The following is a 17,211-nucleotide window of genomic DNA, read 5'->3' on the forward strand; positions in this document are numbered from 1 at the left end:
TTAGATTATTTAATTATAATAAGATTAATAGAATAAACATCTGTTCTTGCTAAAAGAATAAAAAATCAAACAAATTTTAAAAATTTGATAAAATTTCCTATTTCTTAAAAGTTTTTACTCTTCTTTTGGTTTATATCTAATTAAATTTAGATATTTGTAACTTATTAGAAAACAAATGAACTTTATTCAATCACATCACCATCATTTTTACAATTGCAGTCAAGCGATTTAAAGATGTATTGAATAAAATCAAGATATTTATAAACCCGTTTGAGCAAATCAAACGGGTTTTTTCAATTTTAAAACCGTATTTGTTCAGGCATTAAACAAAACAAAATGAGTAATTTAAGAATTGCAGTACAAAAATCAGGAAGATTAAACGAAGATTCAATGAGAATCTTAAAAGACATTGGAATTTCTATCGATAATGGTAAAGACCAACTAAAAGCATCCGCAAGAAATTTTCCTGTGGAAGTTTTCTATTTAAGAAATGGAGATATTCCTCAATATTTACGAGATGGAGTAGTAGATGCAGCAATAATTGGTGAGAATGTTTTAATAGAAAAAGGAAGCGATTTAGAATTTGTAGAACGTTTAGGTTTTTCTAAATGTAAAGTTTCAATAGCTGTTCCAAAAGAATCTAAATCCAATTCTTTAAAAGATTTAAACGGAAAAAGAATTGCAACTTCTTATCCAGAAACAGTTAGAAAGTTTTTAAAAGAACAAAATCTAGATGCACAATTACACATTATTAATGGTTCTGTAGAAATTGCGCCAAATATTGGTTTGGCAGATGGAATTTGCGATATCGTTTCCAGTGGAAGTACCTTATTCAAAAACGGATTAAAAGAAATTGAGGTTCTTTTAAAATCGGAAGCAGTTTTGGCAGTTTCTCCTCAAATTTCCGATGAAAGAAAAGTTATTTTAGACAAAATTCAATTTAGAATTCAGTCTGTTTTAAAAGGTAGAGATTCAAAATATGTGTTATTAAATGCACCAAATGATAAGTTAGAAAATATACTAAAACTCTTGCCAGGTATGAGAAGTCCTACAGTTTTGCCATTGGCAGAAAAAGGTTGGAGTTCTGTGCACACAGTAGTTACCAAGAATAAATTCTGGGACATTATCGAAGATTTAAAAGCAAATGGAGCCGAAGGAATTTTAGTGTGTCCAATTGAAAAAATGGTACTTTAATTTAAAAAATTGAATGGTTTTTTGGGCGTTTTAACGGGCTTTCCACTATATCTTTTTTCCGAAAAAGAAAAAAGGATGCCGTTTCAATCCCTAACGCTCACGCAAGTTTATAAGAGAATAGAATTATGAAAATAATCAATAATCCATCTAAAAAAGACTGGACTTCAATATTACAAAGACCAACAAAAACGGTTGATGATATTGAAACAACAGTAAATCAAGTTTTTGATGATGTAAAAAGAAACGGAGATCTTGCAATCGAAAAATACACATCAATTTTCGATGGTGTTTCTTTAGAAAATAATTTAGTTTCAGAACAAGAAATTAAAGAGGCAATCAATTTAGTTTCATCAGAATTAAAAGACGCTATAAACGTTGCAAAAGAAAATGTTACCAAGTTTCATACAGCTCAAAAAACAGAAAAAGTTTCAGTAGAAACTACAAACGGAGTTTCTTGTTGGCAAGAAAAAAGACCAATTCAAAAAGTTGGTTTGTATATTCCTGGAGGAACAGCACCACTTTTTTCAACAGTTTTAATGTTGGCAATTCCTGCACAAATTGCAGGCTGTAAAGAAATAGTTTTGTGTTCTCCACCAAATAAAGAAGGAAAAATTCACCCAGCAATTTTATATACTGCAAATTTATGTGGAGTAACAAAAATTATAAAAGTTGGCGGAATTCAAGCTGTTGCAGGATTAACATTTGGTACAGAAACAATTCCACAAGTTTATAAAATATTTGGTCCAGGAAACCAATTTGTAACGGTTGCAAAACAACTTTCTACAAAACATGGTGTTGCAATTGATATGCCAGCAGGACCAAGTGAATTATTAGTTGTCGCAGACGATTCTGCAAACGCGAGTTATGTTGCAGCAGATTTATTGAGTCAAGCAGAACATGGTGCAGATAGTCAAGTTATTTTAGTTTCTACATCGAAAGAACTTATTAATGAGGTTTCGAGTGAGATTCTAAAACAGCTAGAAAACCTGCCAAGAAAAGAAACTGCTCAAAAAGCAATTGATAATTCAAAATCTATTTTTGTAGAAACAGATGAAATCGCTTTGGAGTTAATTAACGAATATGGCCCAGAACACTTTATTGTTTGTACAAATAATAATGATTATTATATAGATAACATAGAAAACGCAGGTTCTGTTTTTATAGGTAATTACACGCCAGAAAGCGCAGGAGATTATGCATCAGGAACAAACCATACTTTACCAACAAACGGGTTTTCCAAAGCTTATTCTGGAGTGAATTTAGATAGTTTTACAAAAAGTATTACATTTCAAAAAATAACAAAAGAAGGGATTTTAAATATAGGAAATTCTATAGAATTAATGGCAGCTGCAGAAGGTTTAGAAGCACATAAAAATGCGGTAACTTTACGTTTAAAAGATTTAAAATCATGAATATTTTAAATTTAGTTAGAGAAAATATAAAATCTCTAAAACCTTATTCATCAGCAAGAGATGAATATAAAGATGCAACATCAGATGATATGATTTTCTTGGATGCCAATGAAAATCCGTTTGAAAATGGCGTAAATCGTTATCCAGATCCGCAGCAAAATTCAGTAAAAGATTTATTATCAGAAATTAAAAAAGTTGACAAGAAAAATATTCTTTTAGGAAATGGAAGTGATGAAGTTTTAGATTTAATTTTTAGAGCTTTTTGCGAACCTAAAGAAGATAATATCATCACATTACCACCAACATATGGAATGTATTCTGTGTTGGCAAACATCAATAATATAGAAAATAAAACCGTTTTATTAACGGAAGATTTTCAACCAAAAGTTGAACAAATTTTTGAGAAAGTAGATAAAAACAGTAAAATCTTGTTTTTATGTTCTCCAAATAATCCTTCAGGAAATAGTTTTTCAACAAATAAAGTAGAAGAATTATTAAAGAAATTTAATGGTTTGGTTGTTATTGATGAAGCATATATCGATTTTTCAGAAGAGAAAAGTTGGTTAGAAAGATTAGAAGAATTTCCTAATTTAATTATTACACAAACGTTGTCTAAAGCCTATGGTTTGGCGGGAATTAGACTAGGTGTTTGTTATGCATCTGAAGAAATTATAGCAATTTTAAATAATATAAAACCACCTTATAATGTAAACGAGTTAACGCAGCAAAAAGCAATTGAGCGTTTACAAAAAGTGGAAGAAGTACAGCAAGAAATCATTGAAATTAAAGCAGAAAGAAATCAGCTTTTAGAAAGTTTAAAAGAAATTGATTTCATCAACACAATTTATCCAACAGACTGTAATTTTGTGTTAGTAAAGGTTGATGATGCTACAAAACGTTACAATCAATTAATTAAAAAAGGAATTGTAATTAGAAATAGAACAACACAGCCTTTGTGTGAGAATACATTACGTTTTACAGTTGGAACAAGTTTGGAGAATGAGAGATTACTTCAAGCTTTAAAAGAAATTTAAATGAAAAAAGTATTATTTATAGACAGAGATGGAACTTTGGTGTTAGAACCGCCAGTAGATTATCAATTAGATAGTTTAGAAAAGTTAGAATATTATCCAAAAGTATTTCAATATATGGCAAAAATTGCCAAAGAATTGAACTATGAATTGGTTATGGTTACCAATCAAGATGGTTTAGGAACTGATTCATTTCCTGAAGATACTTTTTGGCCAGCTCAAAATAAAATTATTTCAGCATTCGAAAAAGAAGGTGTTGTTTTTTCTGAAATTCTAATTGATAAAACGTTTCCACACGAAAATGCTGAAACTCGTAAACCAAGAATTGGTTTACTAACAAAGTATTTTTCTGATGAGTATGATTTAGAAAATTCTTTTGTTTTAGGAGACAGAATTACAGACATGGAGTTGGCGAAGAATTTAGGTTGTAAAGGAATTTTCTTATCAGAAGACCCTGAATTAGGGGCAGATGAAATAGAAACTTCTAAACAAGAAATTTTAGATTGTATTGCTTTAACAAGCACAGATTGGAAAGTAATTTATGAGTTTCTAAAATTAGAAGATAGAGTTGCAGAAATCACCAGAAATACGAATGAAACGAAGATTTACATCAAACTAAATTTAGACGGTTCAGGTAAAAACGATATTGCTACAGGTTTACACTTTTTCGATCATATGTTAGACCAAATTGGTAGACACGGAAATATGGATTTGACTATTAAAGTTGATGGTGATTTAGAAGTTGATGAACACCATACAATTGAAGATACTATGATTGCTTTTGGGGAATTATTCAACAAAGCACTGGGCAATAAATTAGGAATTGAAAGATATGGTTTTTGCTTACCAATGGACGATTGTTTAGCGCAAGTGGCAGTTGATTTTGGAGGAAGAAATTGGCTAGAATGGGACGCAGATTTTAAGCGTGAAAAAATTGGCGACATGCCAACAGAAATGTTTTTTCACTTGTTTAAATCGTTTACAGATGGTGCAAAATGTAATTTAAACATCAAAGCAGAAGGCGTAAATGAACATCATAAAATTGAAGGAATTTTTAAAGCATTTGCGAAAGCAATGAAAATGGCAGTAAAAAGAGATTCAAATAAGATGTTTTTACCATCTACAAAAGGAATGCTTTAAAAAGTGTTGAGTTATCAATTTTTAGTTTTGAGTAATTTAACTTAAAACTAAACACTAAAAATTAAAAACTAATTATGAAACTCATAATTATAAATTACGGAGCAGGAAACATAAAAAGCATTCAATTTGCTTTTAAAAGATTAGGTGTAGATGCTATTTTATCAAATAATATTGATGAAATTAAAGCTGCTGATAAAGTAATTTTCCCTGGAGTTGGTGAAGCAAGTTCTGCAATGGAAATGCTGCAAGAAAGTGGTTTAGATAAAGTTATCCCAACTTTAAAACAACCTGTTTTAGGAATTTGTTTAGGAATGCAATTAATGTGTAATTCTTCTGAAGAAGGAAATACAAAAGGATTAGGTATTTTTGATGTAGAAGTGAAAAAGTTTTCTAAAGCTGTAAAAGTTCCACAAATGGGATGGAATGTAGTGTATGATTTAAAATCTTCTTTATTTACCGGAATTAAAGAAAGAGAATTTATGTATTTAGTACATAGTTTCTATGCTGAAAGTTGTGATGAAGCAATTGCAACAACCGATTATGAAATTGAATATGCATCAGCATTACAAAAAGATAATTTTTATGGTGTACAATTTCACCCGGAAAAAAGTGGAGTAGAAGGAGCACATTTGCTTCAAAACTTCTTAAACTTATAATAATTAATTATGGCAAGAAAATTAATAAGTTCAGGGTCTTCATTCGAAAAAGAAATTGGATATTCAAGAGCTGTAGTAGAAGGAGATTGGATTTTTGTTTCTGGAACAACTGGTTTCAATTATCATGATATGACCATTGCTGATGATGTTGTAAATCAAACTGAGCAATGTTTAAAAAATATAGAAGAAGTTTTAGAACAAGCTGGCTCTAGCATGAGTAAAATAGTACGTGTAACTTATATTTTACCAGATGCTTCAGAATTTGAACAAACTTGGCCTGTTTTAAAAAAATATTTAGGGGAAATAAGACCTTCAGCAACAATGTTTGCTGCTGGATTGGCGGATCCGAGAATGAAAATAGAAATTCAAGTTACTGCATTAAATAAATAGTTATGAGAATAATACCAGCCATAGATATTATTGACGGAAAGTGTGTTCGTTTAACAAAAGGCGATTACAATACCAAGAAAATATATAATGAAAGCCCGTTAGAAGTTGCCAAAGAATTTGAAGCTGCAGGAATAGAATATTTACACGTTGTAGATTTAGATGGCGCAAAAGCGAGCGAGATTATCAACTATAAAGTTTTAGAGCAAATTGCATCAAAAACTAACTTAAAAATTGATTTTGGTGGTGGTTTAAAGTCTGATAAAGATTTGGAAATTGCTTTTAATTCAGGAGCTAATCAAATTACTGGAGGTAGTATTGCTGTGAAAAACTCAACGATTTTTGAAAGTTGGATTTCAACATATGGATCTCAAAAAATTATTTTAGGAGCAGATTTTTATCCAGATAATACTGGAGGAAAAATAGCAACAAATGGATGGCAAGAAGAAAGTACTTTAGAATTGATTCCTTTTATCGCAGATTATCATAAAAAGGGAATTCAATATGTTATTTGTACAGATATTTCTAAAGACGGAATGTTACAAGGCCCAAGTTTTGATATTTATAAAGAAGTTTTATCCGAAGTAAAGGGTTTAAAATTGATAGCTTCTGGTGGAATTTCAACATTTGATGAATTACCAAAATTAGCAGAAAATGGTTGCGAAGGTGTAATTATTGGAAAAGCTATTTATGAAAATAAAATAAGCTTAAAACAATTAGAAAACTTCATTTTAAATAAATAAAATGCTTACAAAAAGAATAATTCCTTGTTTAGATATTAAAAACGGAAGAACTGTAAAAGGTGTAAATTTCGTTAATTTAATAGATGCTGGAGATCCTGTAGTTTTAGCAAAACAATATGCTGAATTAGGTGCAGATGAATTGGTTTTTCTTGATATTTCTGCCACTTTAGAAGGAAGAAAAACAATGAGAGAAATGGTTTTAAAAGTTGCAGAACAGGTAAATATTCCATTTACAGTTGGTGGTGGGATTTCTTCTGTGGAAGATGTAGATTTGTTATTACAATGTGGAGCAGATAAGGTTTCAATAAATTCATCAGCAATTAAAAGACCAGATTTAGTGAATGAATTATCTAATAAATTCGGAAGTCAATGTGTGGTAGTTGCAATTGATGCAAAACAGATTGATGGAGAATGGATTGTACATTTGGCTGGAGGAACCATTCCAACAGAACTCAATTTATTTGAATGGGCAAAAGAAGTAGAAAAACGTGGTGCAGGAGAAATTTTGTTCACTTCTATGAATAATGATGGTACAAAAGCAGGTTTTGCCAATGAAGCTTTAGCAAAATTATCAACCGAATTAAACATTCCAATTATTGCTTCTGGTGGCGCAGGAACAGTGCAACATTTTATAGATACATTTGTTGATGGAAAATCTGATGCAGCTTTGGCAGCAAGCGTTTTTCATTTTGGTGAGATTCCGATTTTAGAATTAAAACAAGAATTAAAAGAGAATAATATTCCTGTAAGAATTTAGAGTGTTTGTTCGAGCGCAGTCGAGAACTTATAACCTCTAGACTACGCTCGAGGAGACATAGAAAATAAAAATTATGAAGATAGATTTCAATAAAAATAACGATGGATTAGTTCCTGCAATCATACAAGATGCAACCACAAAAAATGTGTTGATGTTGGGTTATATGAATGAAGAAGCTTTTGCTAAAACTCAAGAAACAAAATTAGTAACATTTTTTAGTAGAACTAAAAATAGACTCTGGACAAAAGGTGAAGAAAGTGGAAATGTGTTGAATTTAGTCGATATAAAGTTAGATTGCGATAACGATACTTTGTTGATTCAAGTAAATCCAAATGGACCAACTTGTCATAAAGGTTCAGATACTTGTTGGAACGAAGAAAATAAATCGAATTATGGTTTCTTTTCAACTTTAGAAAATGTAATTACAGAAAGAGTTGCGAATAAAGACACTCAAAAATCTTACGTTGCAAGTTTATTTGCAAAAGGAATAAGTAAAGTGGCACAAAAAGTAGGAGAGGAAGCAGTGGAAACTGTTATTGAAGCAATGGACAATAATGATGAATTATTCTTATATGAATCTGCAGATTTGATGTTTCACTATTTAATGTTATTACAAGCGAAAGGTTTTACTTTAAAAGATATTGAAGCAGAATTGATGAAAAGACAGAAGTGAAATTAGTTTTTGATTTGTCTTCTCGAGCGCAGTCGAGAGGTTATTAAATATTTTCTATTTTAAGAGAGTTCTCGACTGCGCTCGAACTGACTAGAACTATGTTTTCATAAAATCTATAGTGACCAAATACATATCTTGTTTGGTCATTTTAGCTTTTAACCAAGCAAAGAAACTCATCATAAAAATATCTTCTTTTTCTTTACCAATCCAATTGAAAGAAGTTTCTACTTTATCTTCAAAATCATTACTGGTGATGATTTCTGGGTTTTTATAATAGATTTCAACCAGTTTTATGAAAGTGATTACTTTCTTCTGATTTATGCTTTTTAAGTGCTTAAAATACGCTCTTTTAAAACTTAGTATTCTTGATTCTACAATATCTATATTTCCTAAATCGATTTGTAACAAAATTTCTATAATATTCTTTTTTATCGTCCATTCTATGCCTGCTTTTTCAATGTAATACTTGTCTGTATGATAAAATTCCGAAAATAAATTTTGCGCTTTTTTCAATTCTTTCCTTTGAGAATAAAAGACAATTAGCGACAAATAAATATCCAATTGAGCAATAATATCTATGTTTTTCTGATTCGTAAAAGGAATTAACAAATCAATTGCTTTTTCTTGATTTCCACTATAATTGTGGTTTAATGCGAGTAGAAGTTTGTATTTAGGATTATATTCCTTAAAATATTTGCTTTTTTGTTGTTGCATATGATCGTGCATCAAATCTAAATATTTTAAAGATTGGGTAAATTTCTTATTTCTAAAAAGTGTGTTGGCAATTAGATATATAATTTCAATATGATAAAAAAGTTGTTTTTCTTTCGATTTATGGTTTTTCATCAATTCATACGTTTCTAAAAGAAAGGACTCTATATTCCAATAATCGAAATTTTGAGCAGAAGAAATATTAGTAATTTGTAAAATTTGATACAAAGGTTTAAAAGAAAAAGAACTTGATATATTAATTTGATGATCTTCTAAAACGTTTTCTATCATTGCTTTTATATCGATAATTTTATGTTGGTGCTGAACATCTTGTAACGCTTTTCTAATTTTCGCATACGCAATATTCATTTTTTCTTCCAACAACAATTGTTGCTGATTTTCTTTAAAATTGATAATAATTTCATCAATATTTAAAGAAGGAATGGCATACGAATACTGAATTTTAGAATGATAAATCTCATTTAGAATCGTAAATAATTGATGCTCTTTTGCAGTAATTTCGGCTTTTTCTAAAATTTTGTAACCAATAGTAAATTGTCCTTTTTTGAGAAAAACCCTTGCAGAAATAATGAATTTTATCAATTGCATATCTATAGAATTCTCTTCTTTTAGATTCGAATTTGCTGTAAAATCGATAATAGATTGGAATAATCGCTTTCTTAAAGCATGTAAAGCTGGTTTGTTGTCTTTTTGGTAGAGTTTTAAGCAAATTTCTTTAGACGATAAATTTTCGGCAATTAATAGTTTTACTAATTGGATGTTTTTGGTATCTGCTCTTTTGTTCTTTTTCTCTAAATAAAGGATGAGTTCTTCCTGCTTTTCATTTGTAAAACTTTGTAGTATGTCTTTTATATTTATCATTATATCGTCAGTAATAATTATCTATAAATCAATTATTAAAGGTAAATATATTAAATTTAATAAATTATATCGTCAGTATTTATAGAAAATAGTATTTCACAAGTTGTAATTCTATCGCAAATTTGTATCATAATTATTAAACTAAAAATTATGAATTATCAAACAACAGTTTCTGCAAACGAAGAAACTAAAAAACAGAAAAACAGTAAAAAATCTAAAGAAGAATTGAACCATAAACCAACACCTGCATATATTGGTGCAAGTTGGGGAGTTGTTATTATTGGACTGCTTTCTTATTGCATTGGTTTGTGGAATGCAGGTATGGAATTGAACGAAAAAGGATACTATTTTGCGATTCTTTTAATGGGTATTTACGCTGTTATTTCACTGCAAAAAGCAGTGAGAGACAAGGCTGAACAAATTAAAGTAAGCGAAATGTATTATGGAATCAGTTGGGTTATTGTAATTGCATCCTTGTTATTATTAATTATCGGTTTAAGAAATGCCGATTTAGAATTAAGTGAAAAAGGATTCTACGCAATTTCCTATTTATTAAGTTTATTTGGTGCAATTACCGTACAAAAAAACACCAGAGATATCGATTTTATCAACACTAAAAGTGAAGAAGAAAATAGTTAGTTTGATAATGGTTTTAAATCCAAAACCTCACAAGTAAAATGCTTGTGGGGTTTAAAAAAATAGTAACTTTATTTAAAAATCTAATTCTATGAATTCAAAATTTAAACAAGAATTACCAAAACTAATCAAACAAGGTGTTATTTCTGAAGAAATAGCCTCAAAAATTGAGAGTTATTATAATTCTAATTCAGTTAATTCTTCCAACAAGCTTTTTACTGTTTTTGGAGTGATAGGAAGCCTTTTGGTAGGTTTAGGTATTATTTTAATATTGGCACATAATTGGGATAATTTCTCAACGCTAACAAAAACTATATTTGCATTTTTACCATTAATAATTGGACAAATCGCAGTTGGTTATTCAATATTAAAAAAGAAAAGTAGCACTTGGTTAGAATCTTCAGGAACATTTTTATTTTTTGCTGTGGGGTCAAGTATTTCATTAGTCAGTCAGATTTATAACATTCCAGGAAATTTAAGCTCCTTTTTATTAGCATGGATACTACTATGTTTGCCTTTGGTTTATTTATTAAAATCGAACTTTGTCTTTAATTTATGTTTAATTTTTTCAACAGTTTATGCTTATGAATTAGGCTATGATTATTCAAGTGGTTATAAAACACCTTGGATGTATTTAGGTGTAATCGCGGGTTTAATGCCTTTTTATATCAATAATTTAAAACATAAAATTGAAGAAAATATAACTACAGTAAGTAATTTTTTAATTCCATTAAGTGTTGTTATTTCTTTTGGAACTTTTGTAAAAGGAGATTATCAAATTTATATAATCGTTTATGGTTTTCTATTCGGATTCTTATATAATGTTGGAAAATTAACTCTTTTTAAAAATACAAGGATTCGAAAAAACGGATTCCTACTTTTTGGTTCTTTAGGTTTGATAATAATGATGCTTACAATGTCAGTTAAAGGATTTTGGAATGATAATTTTTTAACTTTAGAAATTCAAAATCAAAGTTTATTAGTTTCAATTGTATTGCTCATATCAACGGTTTTCTTATTAATTTATAACAAAAAAACATCAAAATTTAGTTGGAATAGTTTATTCGAATATGCTTCAATTTTAATACTTCTAATTTATTTTCTAAATGATATAGATGGTTATTTATCAATAATTTTGGCAAATATTATCATCTTTATTTTGGGAGTTGGTATGATAAAAAAAGGAACTGATACTACGAATTTCGGAATTTTAAATTACGGTTTATTAATCATTACAGCCTTAATTTCTTTGCGATTTTTTGATACAGAAATGACTTTTGTCATCAGAGGATTGTTATTCATTTCAGTAGGTGTAGGGTTCTTTGCATCAAATTATTTAATGTTAAAAAAATCAAGAAAAAACGCTTAAAAAATATATTATGAAAACATCAAAAATAATAATGCCAATTTTTTTAGTAGTTGTCGCATTTCAATTAATGGCGCCAATAAAAATGATTTACGACCAAGAAAATGTTTTAAAAACAGGAAAAGCATATAATTTTATAACACAACCTTTAGATCCCAATGACCCATTTAGAGGGAAATACATAAGAATGAATTATGAAATAAGTAGTTTTAAAACAAAGGATTCTGCATGGAATAGAGGTGAAGAAATTTACGTTTATGTAAAAGATAGCCTTGGTTTTGCAAAATTAGATACTGTAAGCAAAGAAAAATTAAATAATAATAAAGATTACATAAAAGCAAAAGTAGGAGGATATTATAAACATAGCAATAAACTAGTTTTCACTTTGAATAACGAACGTTTTTATATGGAAGAATCTAAAGCGAAACCAGCAGAAGATTTAGTGAGAGAAACACAAAGAACTACTTCAACAAAGAATTTTACATACGCATTAATTTACATTAAAGACGATATTTCTGTTTTGGAAAATGTGTTTATAACTGACACTCCAATTAAAGATTTGGTAAATAAAAATTCAAAAGATTTTAATGGCCTTTAACATTTTAAAACACATCTTAACAACCTTTTAACGTAACAATACATTCATTTTTAGTAATTTAGAGGTGAACTAAAAAAAATAAATATTATGGGAATTATAAAAGATAACAAGAAATTTGAAAGAACAAAAACTCAAGATAATCCAACAAGTATAAATCGGAATTTAAAAGAAAACAAAAAGTTTGAGTTAGAAAACGAAACAATTGTCGAACAAAAAGAAAATAAATAATTTAATAATTTAATTATTTGGTTAGTTAACGATAAAGCCTTCACAAATTTGTGAAGGTTTTTTTATTCTCAATTAAAATTGAAAAGGACTTAATTATTAATGGTAATTTCGCAACTTCTAACAAAGTAGATTATGAAAGCGAATAAATCTCAAATTTTAATTATTGTAGCATTTATATCCATTTATGTAATTTGGGGTTCTACCTATTTATTTAACAAAGTTGCAGTAACAGAATTACCTCCATTTTTCTTGGCTTGTATTCGTTTTTCCACAGCTGGTGTTTTAATGTTGATGATTGCTAAAATTATCGGTTTTAGTCTTAAAATTACTAAAAAGCAATTTCTCAATTCAGCCATTGCATCTTTATTCTTTCTAATTTTAGGAAACAGTGTTTTTGTTTGGGCTTTGCAATATGTAGATAGTGGTTTTGCTGCGTTAATTGCCTCTACACAACCATTATTCGTCTTACTAATTCTGCGTTTTTTAGATAGAAAACCCATGCAAAAAAAATCTATAATTGGAATTTTTTTAGGAATCACAGGAATGGTTTTATTGGTGAGTCAGCAAGAATTAGTAACCTCAAGTGAAACTATTTTAGGAATTTTAGTAATGTTAGGCTGTGTTTTAGGTTGGAGTTATGGAGGTGTTTTTGTTTCTAAGGCAGATTTACCAAAAAATTTTTTTGTGAGTACAGGAATACAAATGGTAATTGCTGGTGTTGTTTTAGCTATTTTAAGTCTTTCTTTTCATGAAAAATGGACTTCTCCTTTAAATTGGAGTTCAAACGTTCAAATATCGATGTCTTTATTAATTATTTTAGGTGGAATTGTTGCTTTTACAGCTTTTAATTATTTGCTAAAAGTAGTTTCAACCGAAAAAGTGGCGACATCTGCCTATGTAAATCCTGTAATTGCTTTATTTATGGGGTGGTATTTTCTGGATGAAAAAATCTCTACACAATCTATGATTGCTTCTGCCATTTTATTAACGGGTGTTTACTTTATTACTTCCAGAAAAAGAAAAGTAAAAAATGTAACTGGAACTGCTAAAACTTAAATTCTTTTTTTTGCTGATTTTCTCTTTTAAAATTGAATTATGTTTTTCGAAATGAGTTCAAAAAAAATGCATCTACGCAAATTATTAAATCTGTAAATCTTTAATTTTACAACTCTAAAATAAAACTGTGCAAGCGAAAACAATTATAAAAGACTTTCCAAAATTATTAAAGAAAACAGGAAGTAATTGGTTAGATAGTGGTCCTTTTGAATTGAGTGCCATTGTTGCCTATTATGCCATTTTATCTTTGCCTGCTTTAATAGTAATTATTTTAAATTTAGTAGGAAATATTTGGGGAAGAGAAATTGTAGAAGGTGAATTATTAGATGAAATTACAAGTGCTGTCGGAATTCAAACAGCAGAATCTATAAGAGTAATGATGTTAGATAGAGGAGATGAATCTGTCTCTATTTTTACCACAATTATTGGAGTTGGAACACTTATTTATGGTGCAACTGGAGTGTTTTATCAATTACAAGCCGCATTCGATAAAATTTGGAAAGTAAAAGAAAACCCTAACACAAACGGATTTATAAAGATGATAATAGATCGCCTAAAAAGCTTTGGTTTTATTTTAATTATAGGTTTTTTATTGTTGATTAGTTTCGTTTTAACAGCATTAATTAGTGCATTTAGCAGGAGAATAGAAGTATTTGTGCCAGATAATTTGTTTGAATATATCTATGTTGTAGATTTTCTAATGTCCATCTTATTCATTTACATTTTATTTGCTGCGATGTTTAAATATTTACCAAGTAAAAAAGTACGTTGGCGAGCTGTAAAAGTAGGAGCAGGTTTAACTGCCATATTATTTGTGGTAGGTAAATATTTATTAGCTTGGTACTTTAGTGAAATGGATCCAGGTTCTACTTATGGTGCTGCTGGTTCTGTAATTTTGATTATGTTATGGGTTTCTTATTCGAGTTTAATTCTCTTTTTTGGAGCGCATTTTACAAAAGTGTATGCAGATACCTATTTGAACAATAATGATGAAATAATTATTAAAGAATAAAATTATTCAGCTTCTACATTTGGCAATTTATAACTCATAAATGCGCCCAAAATTCCAAATATTGATAAAACCAATAATACCAATTCTACAGAAAAAAGTGATGCTAAAGCACTAATTCCACCAGTTACTAATAAAATTAAACCAATTATGGTGTTACTTACAGCTACATAATCTGTTCTTTTGTTTCCTTCTGCCATATTTACAACGTATGTTTTTCTTCCTAAACGAACGCCACTATGTGCAATTCCTAAAATGAAAAAAGCGACTGGATACAACCAAAATACTTTCGAAAAGTCTACAAATACTTCAATAATTATAAACATTACAATTCCTAAAATTGATGCAATTATCGTTGCAAAAGACATAACATTTTTACTCGATATATCTGCCATTCTTCCCCAAACTGGAGCACTTAAGATTGATGCAACTCCATTTGCGATAATAAATAAACCTAACAAATAGCTTTCTTTTCCAATATTTTCTTGTGCCAATAATACATAAAAAGGAGCAGTTAAAGCCGAACATAATAATAGCGAACGTGCAATAATAAAGTTTCTAAAATGAGTATCTTTTTTTACAATTTTTATTCTTTGTAAAACTTCTTTCCAAGTATCTTTATTTTCTTCAACTTCGCTTTTAGGTTCTTTAATTTTTGAATAAATAAATGCTGAAATCAGCCACATAGAACTCGCAAAAACTAAAATTCCACTGTAGAATAGGAGAGAAGCATCGCTTTTAGATTTATACATCATAAATAAACCAGTCAATAAAACTAAAATTCCGGATACAGAGACTGTATATCCTTTTAATTTTCCACGCCTATCTTTAGGGATTGTTTTTCCTAAAACATCTTTAGAACTTACAGAACATAAACTTCTTGAAAGACTAAAAATTATCAGAAATAAAATAATTAAACCCCCTGCAAAAACACCTTCAAAAAAGTAAGCTATTAAACCAATTGCTAAAATTGAAGCAAATTGAAAAATAGACCCAGAAACATAAATCCATTTTCTTTTTGCTTTGGTTTTAATATAACTCGCTAAAAATATTTGAGGTAACATAGAGCCAGATTCTCTAATAGGCACAATAAAACTAATCATATAAACTGGTGCGTTTATATAATTCATAATCCAAGCCAATACTGTTTTTGGGTTGCTTAAAGTGTCTCCCAATTTTGTAAAAATGCTACTTATTAAAAGTAAAAAGTAGTTTCTTGGCAAATGCTCGTCAACATTTTTATCATCAGTATTAAAAAAAAAATAGACTTTTTCTGAAACGGATTTTTTCATAGCACAAAATTAGTACTATAAAACCATTCTTAAAAGTCTATTTTTAAATGTTGATGTGTTATTTGTTAGTTTTTAATCAATCCAAATTGATTTTGTATTTACAAATTCACGAATTCCGTAACTTGATAATTCTCTACCATAACCAGAATTTTTAATTCCACCAAAAGGTAATCTTGGATCTGAAGCCACCAATTTATTTACAAAACTATTTCCTGCTTCTAATTGTAGAGCCACTTTTTCTCCTCTTTTAGAATCTCCTGTAATTACACCAGAACCCAAACCAAAAGTGGAATTATTTGCTAATTCAATTGCTTCTTCTTCTGTTTTTGCTTTAATTACAGAAGCAACTGGACCAAAAAGTTCTTCATCAAAACCAGTCATTCCAGCTTTTAAATCCGCTAAAATTGTTGCAGGATAATACGCGCCTTTTCTATCTGGAATTTTACCACCTAAAACCAATTTACCACCTTGTTTTATTGTTTTTTCTACTTGTTCATGCAATTCATCTCGCAAATCTACTCTTGCCATTGGTCCATAATAAACATCTTCGTTGGTAGGTTCTCCCATTTTTGCATCTTTCATTTTTTTGGTGAAGAGTTTTAGAAAATCATCATAGATTTCTTCTAAAACAATAAAACGTTTTGCGGCGATGCAAGTTTGTCCGTTATTTTGCAAACGTCCATAAGTAGCTAAATCCGTCGCTTTTTCTAAATCTGCATCTTCCAAAATGATGTATGCATCACTTCCTCCTAATTCTAAAACGGTTTTCTTTAAATTTTCTCCAGCAATTTTTGCAACAGAACGTCCTGCAGGTTCACTTCCTGTCAATGTAACTGCTACAATATTTTTATCTTCAATAACTGCTTTAATGTCTTTAGATTCTAAATTTAAGTTGGTAAAAACTCCATTAGGAAAACCTGCTTTTTTAAATGCATCTTCCAAAGCAAAAGCACAACCTTGTACATTAGATGCATGTTTTAGAACGCCAGTATTACCAGTCATAACTGCTGGTGCAGCAAAACGAATTACCTGATAAAATGGAAAGTTCCAAGGCATTACAGCCAAAGTAACTCCTAAAGGTTGAAAAGTAACATAACTTTTTTTAGCTTCAGTTTTTATAACTTCATCTGCTAATAATTCTTCAATATTATCAGCATAATATCTACATATTTTTGCACATTTTTCTATTTCTGCACGAGATTGTTTAATTATTTTACCCATTTCCTGGGTTGCTAATTGAGCATATTCTTCTATGTTTTCTTCAAAAATTGTCGCTAATTTGTTCATTAATTTAGAACGCTCTTCAAAACTTGTTTTTTTCCAAGTTTGGTAAGCTTCATTCGCTTTTGCTACTTTTTCTTTCGCTTCTTTTGGAGAAATTCTTTCATAACTTTTTATTTCTTCTTCTGTTGCAGGATTTATAGTTGTTGTCTTTTTCAT

General features: G+C 29.3%; 18 protein-coding genes. 15 read left to right on the forward strand and 3 right to left on the reverse strand.

All coding sequences use genetic code 11. The features are described 5' to 3' along the window. The first annotated feature begins 336 nt into the window (after positions 1–336). The 9 genes from hisG to hisIE all read left to right on the forward strand — a co-directional run bounded on the left by hisG (position 337) and on the right by hisIE (position 7,993). Positions 337–1,194: an ATP phosphoribosyltransferase gene (gene hisG / locus H9W90_RS04225; protein WP_187483220.1), complete on the forward strand. Its 858-nt coding sequence runs from the start codon at positions 337–339 to the stop codon at positions 1,192–1,194. Between the two features lie 125 nt (positions 1,195–1,319). After that, positions 1,320–2,606 (forward strand): histidinol dehydrogenase, encoded by a 1,287-nt coding sequence (hisD, locus tag H9W90_RS04230; RefSeq protein WP_187483221.1) that lies wholly within the window; start codon positions 1,320–1,322, stop codon positions 2,604–2,606. Beyond that, the gene (gene hisC / locus H9W90_RS04235; RefSeq protein WP_187483222.1) at positions 2,603–3,640 is read left to right on the forward strand and encodes a histidinol-phosphate transaminase; all 1,038 of its coding nucleotides are present in this window, start codon (positions 2,603–2,605) and stop codon (positions 3,638–3,640) included. Before hisD ends, hisC begins: the two co-directional genes overlap by 4 nt. After that, the gene (gene hisB, locus H9W90_RS04240; protein ID WP_187483223.1) at positions 3,641–4,777 is read left to right on the forward strand and encodes a bifunctional histidinol-phosphatase/imidazoleglycerol-phosphate dehydratase HisB; all 1,137 of its coding nucleotides are present in this window, start codon (positions 3,641–3,643) and stop codon (positions 4,775–4,777) included. It abuts the gene before it with no gap. Between the two features lie 74 nt (positions 4,778–4,851). Further along, a complete protein-coding gene (gene hisH, locus H9W90_RS04245; RefSeq protein WP_187483224.1) occupies positions 4,852–5,433 on the forward strand; it encodes an imidazole glycerol phosphate synthase subunit HisH in 582 nt (193 codons plus the stop codon). A 9-nt stretch (positions 5,434–5,442) separates the two neighbouring features. Next, complete coding sequence (locus tag H9W90_RS04250) at positions 5,443–5,823, forward strand: RidA family protein (RefSeq protein WP_187483225.1); 381 nt, start codon at positions 5,443–5,445, stop codon at positions 5,821–5,823. 2 nt (positions 5,824–5,825) lie between these two features. Continuing rightward, a complete protein-coding gene (gene hisA / locus H9W90_RS04255; RefSeq protein ID WP_187483226.1) occupies positions 5,826–6,563 on the forward strand; it encodes a 1-(5-phosphoribosyl)-5-[(5-phosphoribosylamino)methylideneamino]imidazole-4-carboxamide isomerase in 738 nt (245 codons plus the stop codon). Position 6,564: 1 nt separating this feature from the next. Continuing rightward, positions 6,565–7,320: an imidazole glycerol phosphate synthase subunit HisF gene (hisF, locus tag H9W90_RS04260; protein WP_187483227.1), complete on the forward strand. Its 756-nt coding sequence runs from the start codon at positions 6,565–6,567 to the stop codon at positions 7,318–7,320. 73 nt (positions 7,321–7,393) lie between these two features. Continuing rightward, positions 7,394–7,993 carry a bifunctional phosphoribosyl-AMP cyclohydrolase/phosphoribosyl-ATP diphosphatase HisIE gene (gene hisIE, locus H9W90_RS04265; protein WP_187483228.1) on the forward strand — a complete coding sequence of 200 codons (600 nt, stop codon included), beginning with the start codon at positions 7,394–7,396 and terminating at the stop codon, positions 7,991–7,993. Positions 7,994–8,089: 96 nt separating this feature from the next. Here the strand turns inward: hisIE and H9W90_RS04270 are convergent, their stop codons facing one another. Next, a complete protein-coding gene (locus H9W90_RS04270; protein ID WP_187483229.1) occupies positions 8,090–9,586 on the reverse strand; it encodes a hypothetical protein in 1,497 nt (498 codons plus the stop codon). Positions 9,587–9,736: 150 nt separating this feature from the next. Here H9W90_RS04270 and yiaA point away from each other — a divergent pair, with 150 nt between their 5' ends. The 6 genes from yiaA (at position 9,737) to H9W90_RS04300 (ending at position 14,482) form a co-directional block, all read left to right on the forward strand. Then, positions 9,737–10,225 (forward strand): inner membrane protein YiaA, encoded by a 489-nt coding sequence (gene yiaA, locus H9W90_RS04275; protein WP_187483230.1) that lies wholly within the window; start codon positions 9,737–9,739, stop codon positions 10,223–10,225. Positions 10,226–10,313: 88 nt separating this feature from the next. Beyond that, the gene (locus tag H9W90_RS04280; protein ID WP_187483231.1) at positions 10,314–11,591 is read left to right on the forward strand and encodes a DUF2157 domain-containing protein; all 1,278 of its coding nucleotides are present in this window, start codon (positions 10,314–10,316) and stop codon (positions 11,589–11,591) included. Positions 11,592–11,601: 10 nt separating this feature from the next. Then, positions 11,602–12,186 carry a GDYXXLXY domain-containing protein gene (locus tag H9W90_RS04285; RefSeq protein ID WP_187483232.1) on the forward strand — a complete coding sequence of 195 codons (585 nt, stop codon included), beginning with the start codon at positions 11,602–11,604 and terminating at the stop codon, positions 12,184–12,186. Positions 12,187–12,273: 87 nt separating this feature from the next. Next, on the forward strand, positions 12,274–12,414 hold the full coding sequence (locus tag H9W90_RS04290; protein ID WP_187483233.1) for a hypothetical protein: 141 nt from the start codon (positions 12,274–12,276) through the stop codon (positions 12,412–12,414). Between the two features lie 132 nt (positions 12,415–12,546). Beyond that, entirely contained in the window at positions 12,547–13,470 is a 924-nt protein-coding gene (locus H9W90_RS04295) for an EamA family transporter (RefSeq protein WP_187483234.1), read from the forward strand. A 127-nt stretch (positions 13,471–13,597) separates the two neighbouring features. After that, complete coding sequence (locus tag H9W90_RS04300) at positions 13,598–14,482, forward strand: YihY/virulence factor BrkB family protein (protein WP_187483235.1); 885 nt, start codon at positions 13,598–13,600, stop codon at positions 14,480–14,482. 2 nt (positions 14,483–14,484) lie between these two features. Here the strand turns inward: H9W90_RS04300 and H9W90_RS04305 are convergent, their stop codons facing one another. Then, positions 14,485–15,771, reverse strand: coding sequence for an MFS transporter (locus H9W90_RS04305; RefSeq protein WP_187483236.1), 1,287 nt, complete (start codon positions 15,769–15,771; stop codon positions 14,485–14,487). Positions 15,772–15,843: 72 nt separating this feature from the next. Further along, positions 15,844–17,211, reverse strand: a complete 1,368-nt coding sequence (locus tag H9W90_RS04310) for an NAD-dependent succinate-semialdehyde dehydrogenase (protein ID WP_187483237.1) — start codon at positions 17,209–17,211, stop codon at positions 15,844–15,846.

It is taken from the genome of Polaribacter pectinis (assembly GCF_014352875.1).
Taxonomy (GTDB): Bacteria; Bacteroidota; Bacteroidia; order Flavobacteriales; family Flavobacteriaceae; genus Polaribacter; species Polaribacter pectinis.

Coding starts and splice junctions, on each gene's coding strand:
- hisD (WP_187483221.1), top strand. CDS start 1,320: ATGAAAATAATCAATAATCCATCTAAAAAAGACTGGACTTCAATATTA.
- yiaA (WP_187483230.1), top strand. CDS start 9,737: ATGAATTATCAAACAACAGTTTCTGCAAACGAAGAAACTAAAAAACAG.
- H9W90_RS04305 (WP_187483236.1), bottom strand. CDS start 15,771: ATGAAAAAATCCGTTTCAGAAAAAGTCTATTTTTTTTTTAATACTGAT.
- hisIE (WP_187483228.1), top strand. CDS start 7,394: ATGAAGATAGATTTCAATAAAAATAACGATGGATTAGTTCCTGCAATC.
- hisA (WP_187483226.1), top strand. CDS start 5,826: ATGAGAATAATACCAGCCATAGATATTATTGACGGAAAGTGTGTTCGT.
- H9W90_RS04285 (WP_187483232.1), top strand. CDS start 11,602: ATGAAAACATCAAAAATAATAATGCCAATTTTTTTAGTAGTTGTCGCA.
- H9W90_RS04280 (WP_187483231.1), top strand. CDS start 10,314: ATGAATTCAAAATTTAAACAAGAATTACCAAAACTAATCAAACAAGGT.
- H9W90_RS04295 (WP_187483234.1), top strand. CDS start 12,547: ATGAAAGCGAATAAATCTCAAATTTTAATTATTGTAGCATTTATATCC.
- hisH (WP_187483224.1), top strand. CDS start 4,852: ATGAAACTCATAATTATAAATTACGGAGCAGGAAACATAAAAAGCATT.
- H9W90_RS04250 (WP_187483225.1), top strand. CDS start 5,443: ATGGCAAGAAAATTAATAAGTTCAGGGTCTTCATTCGAAAAAGAAATT.
- H9W90_RS04270 (WP_187483229.1), bottom strand. CDS start 9,586: ATGATAAATATAAAAGACATACTACAAAGTTTTACAAATGAAAAGCAG.
- hisC (WP_187483222.1), top strand. CDS start 2,603: ATGAATATTTTAAATTTAGTTAGAGAAAATATAAAATCTCTAAAACCT.
- H9W90_RS04290 (WP_187483233.1), top strand. CDS start 12,274: ATGGGAATTATAAAAGATAACAAGAAATTTGAAAGAACAAAAACTCAA.
- hisG (WP_187483220.1), top strand. CDS start 337: ATGAGTAATTTAAGAATTGCAGTACAAAAATCAGGAAGATTAAACGAA.
- hisB (WP_187483223.1), top strand. CDS start 3,641: ATGAAAAAAGTATTATTTATAGACAGAGATGGAACTTTGGTGTTAGAA.
- hisF (WP_187483227.1), top strand. CDS start 6,565: ATGCTTACAAAAAGAATAATTCCTTGTTTAGATATTAAAAACGGAAGA.
- H9W90_RS04310 (WP_187483237.1), bottom strand. CDS start 17,211: ATGAAAAAGACAACAACTATAAATCCTGCAACAGAAGAAGAAATAAAA.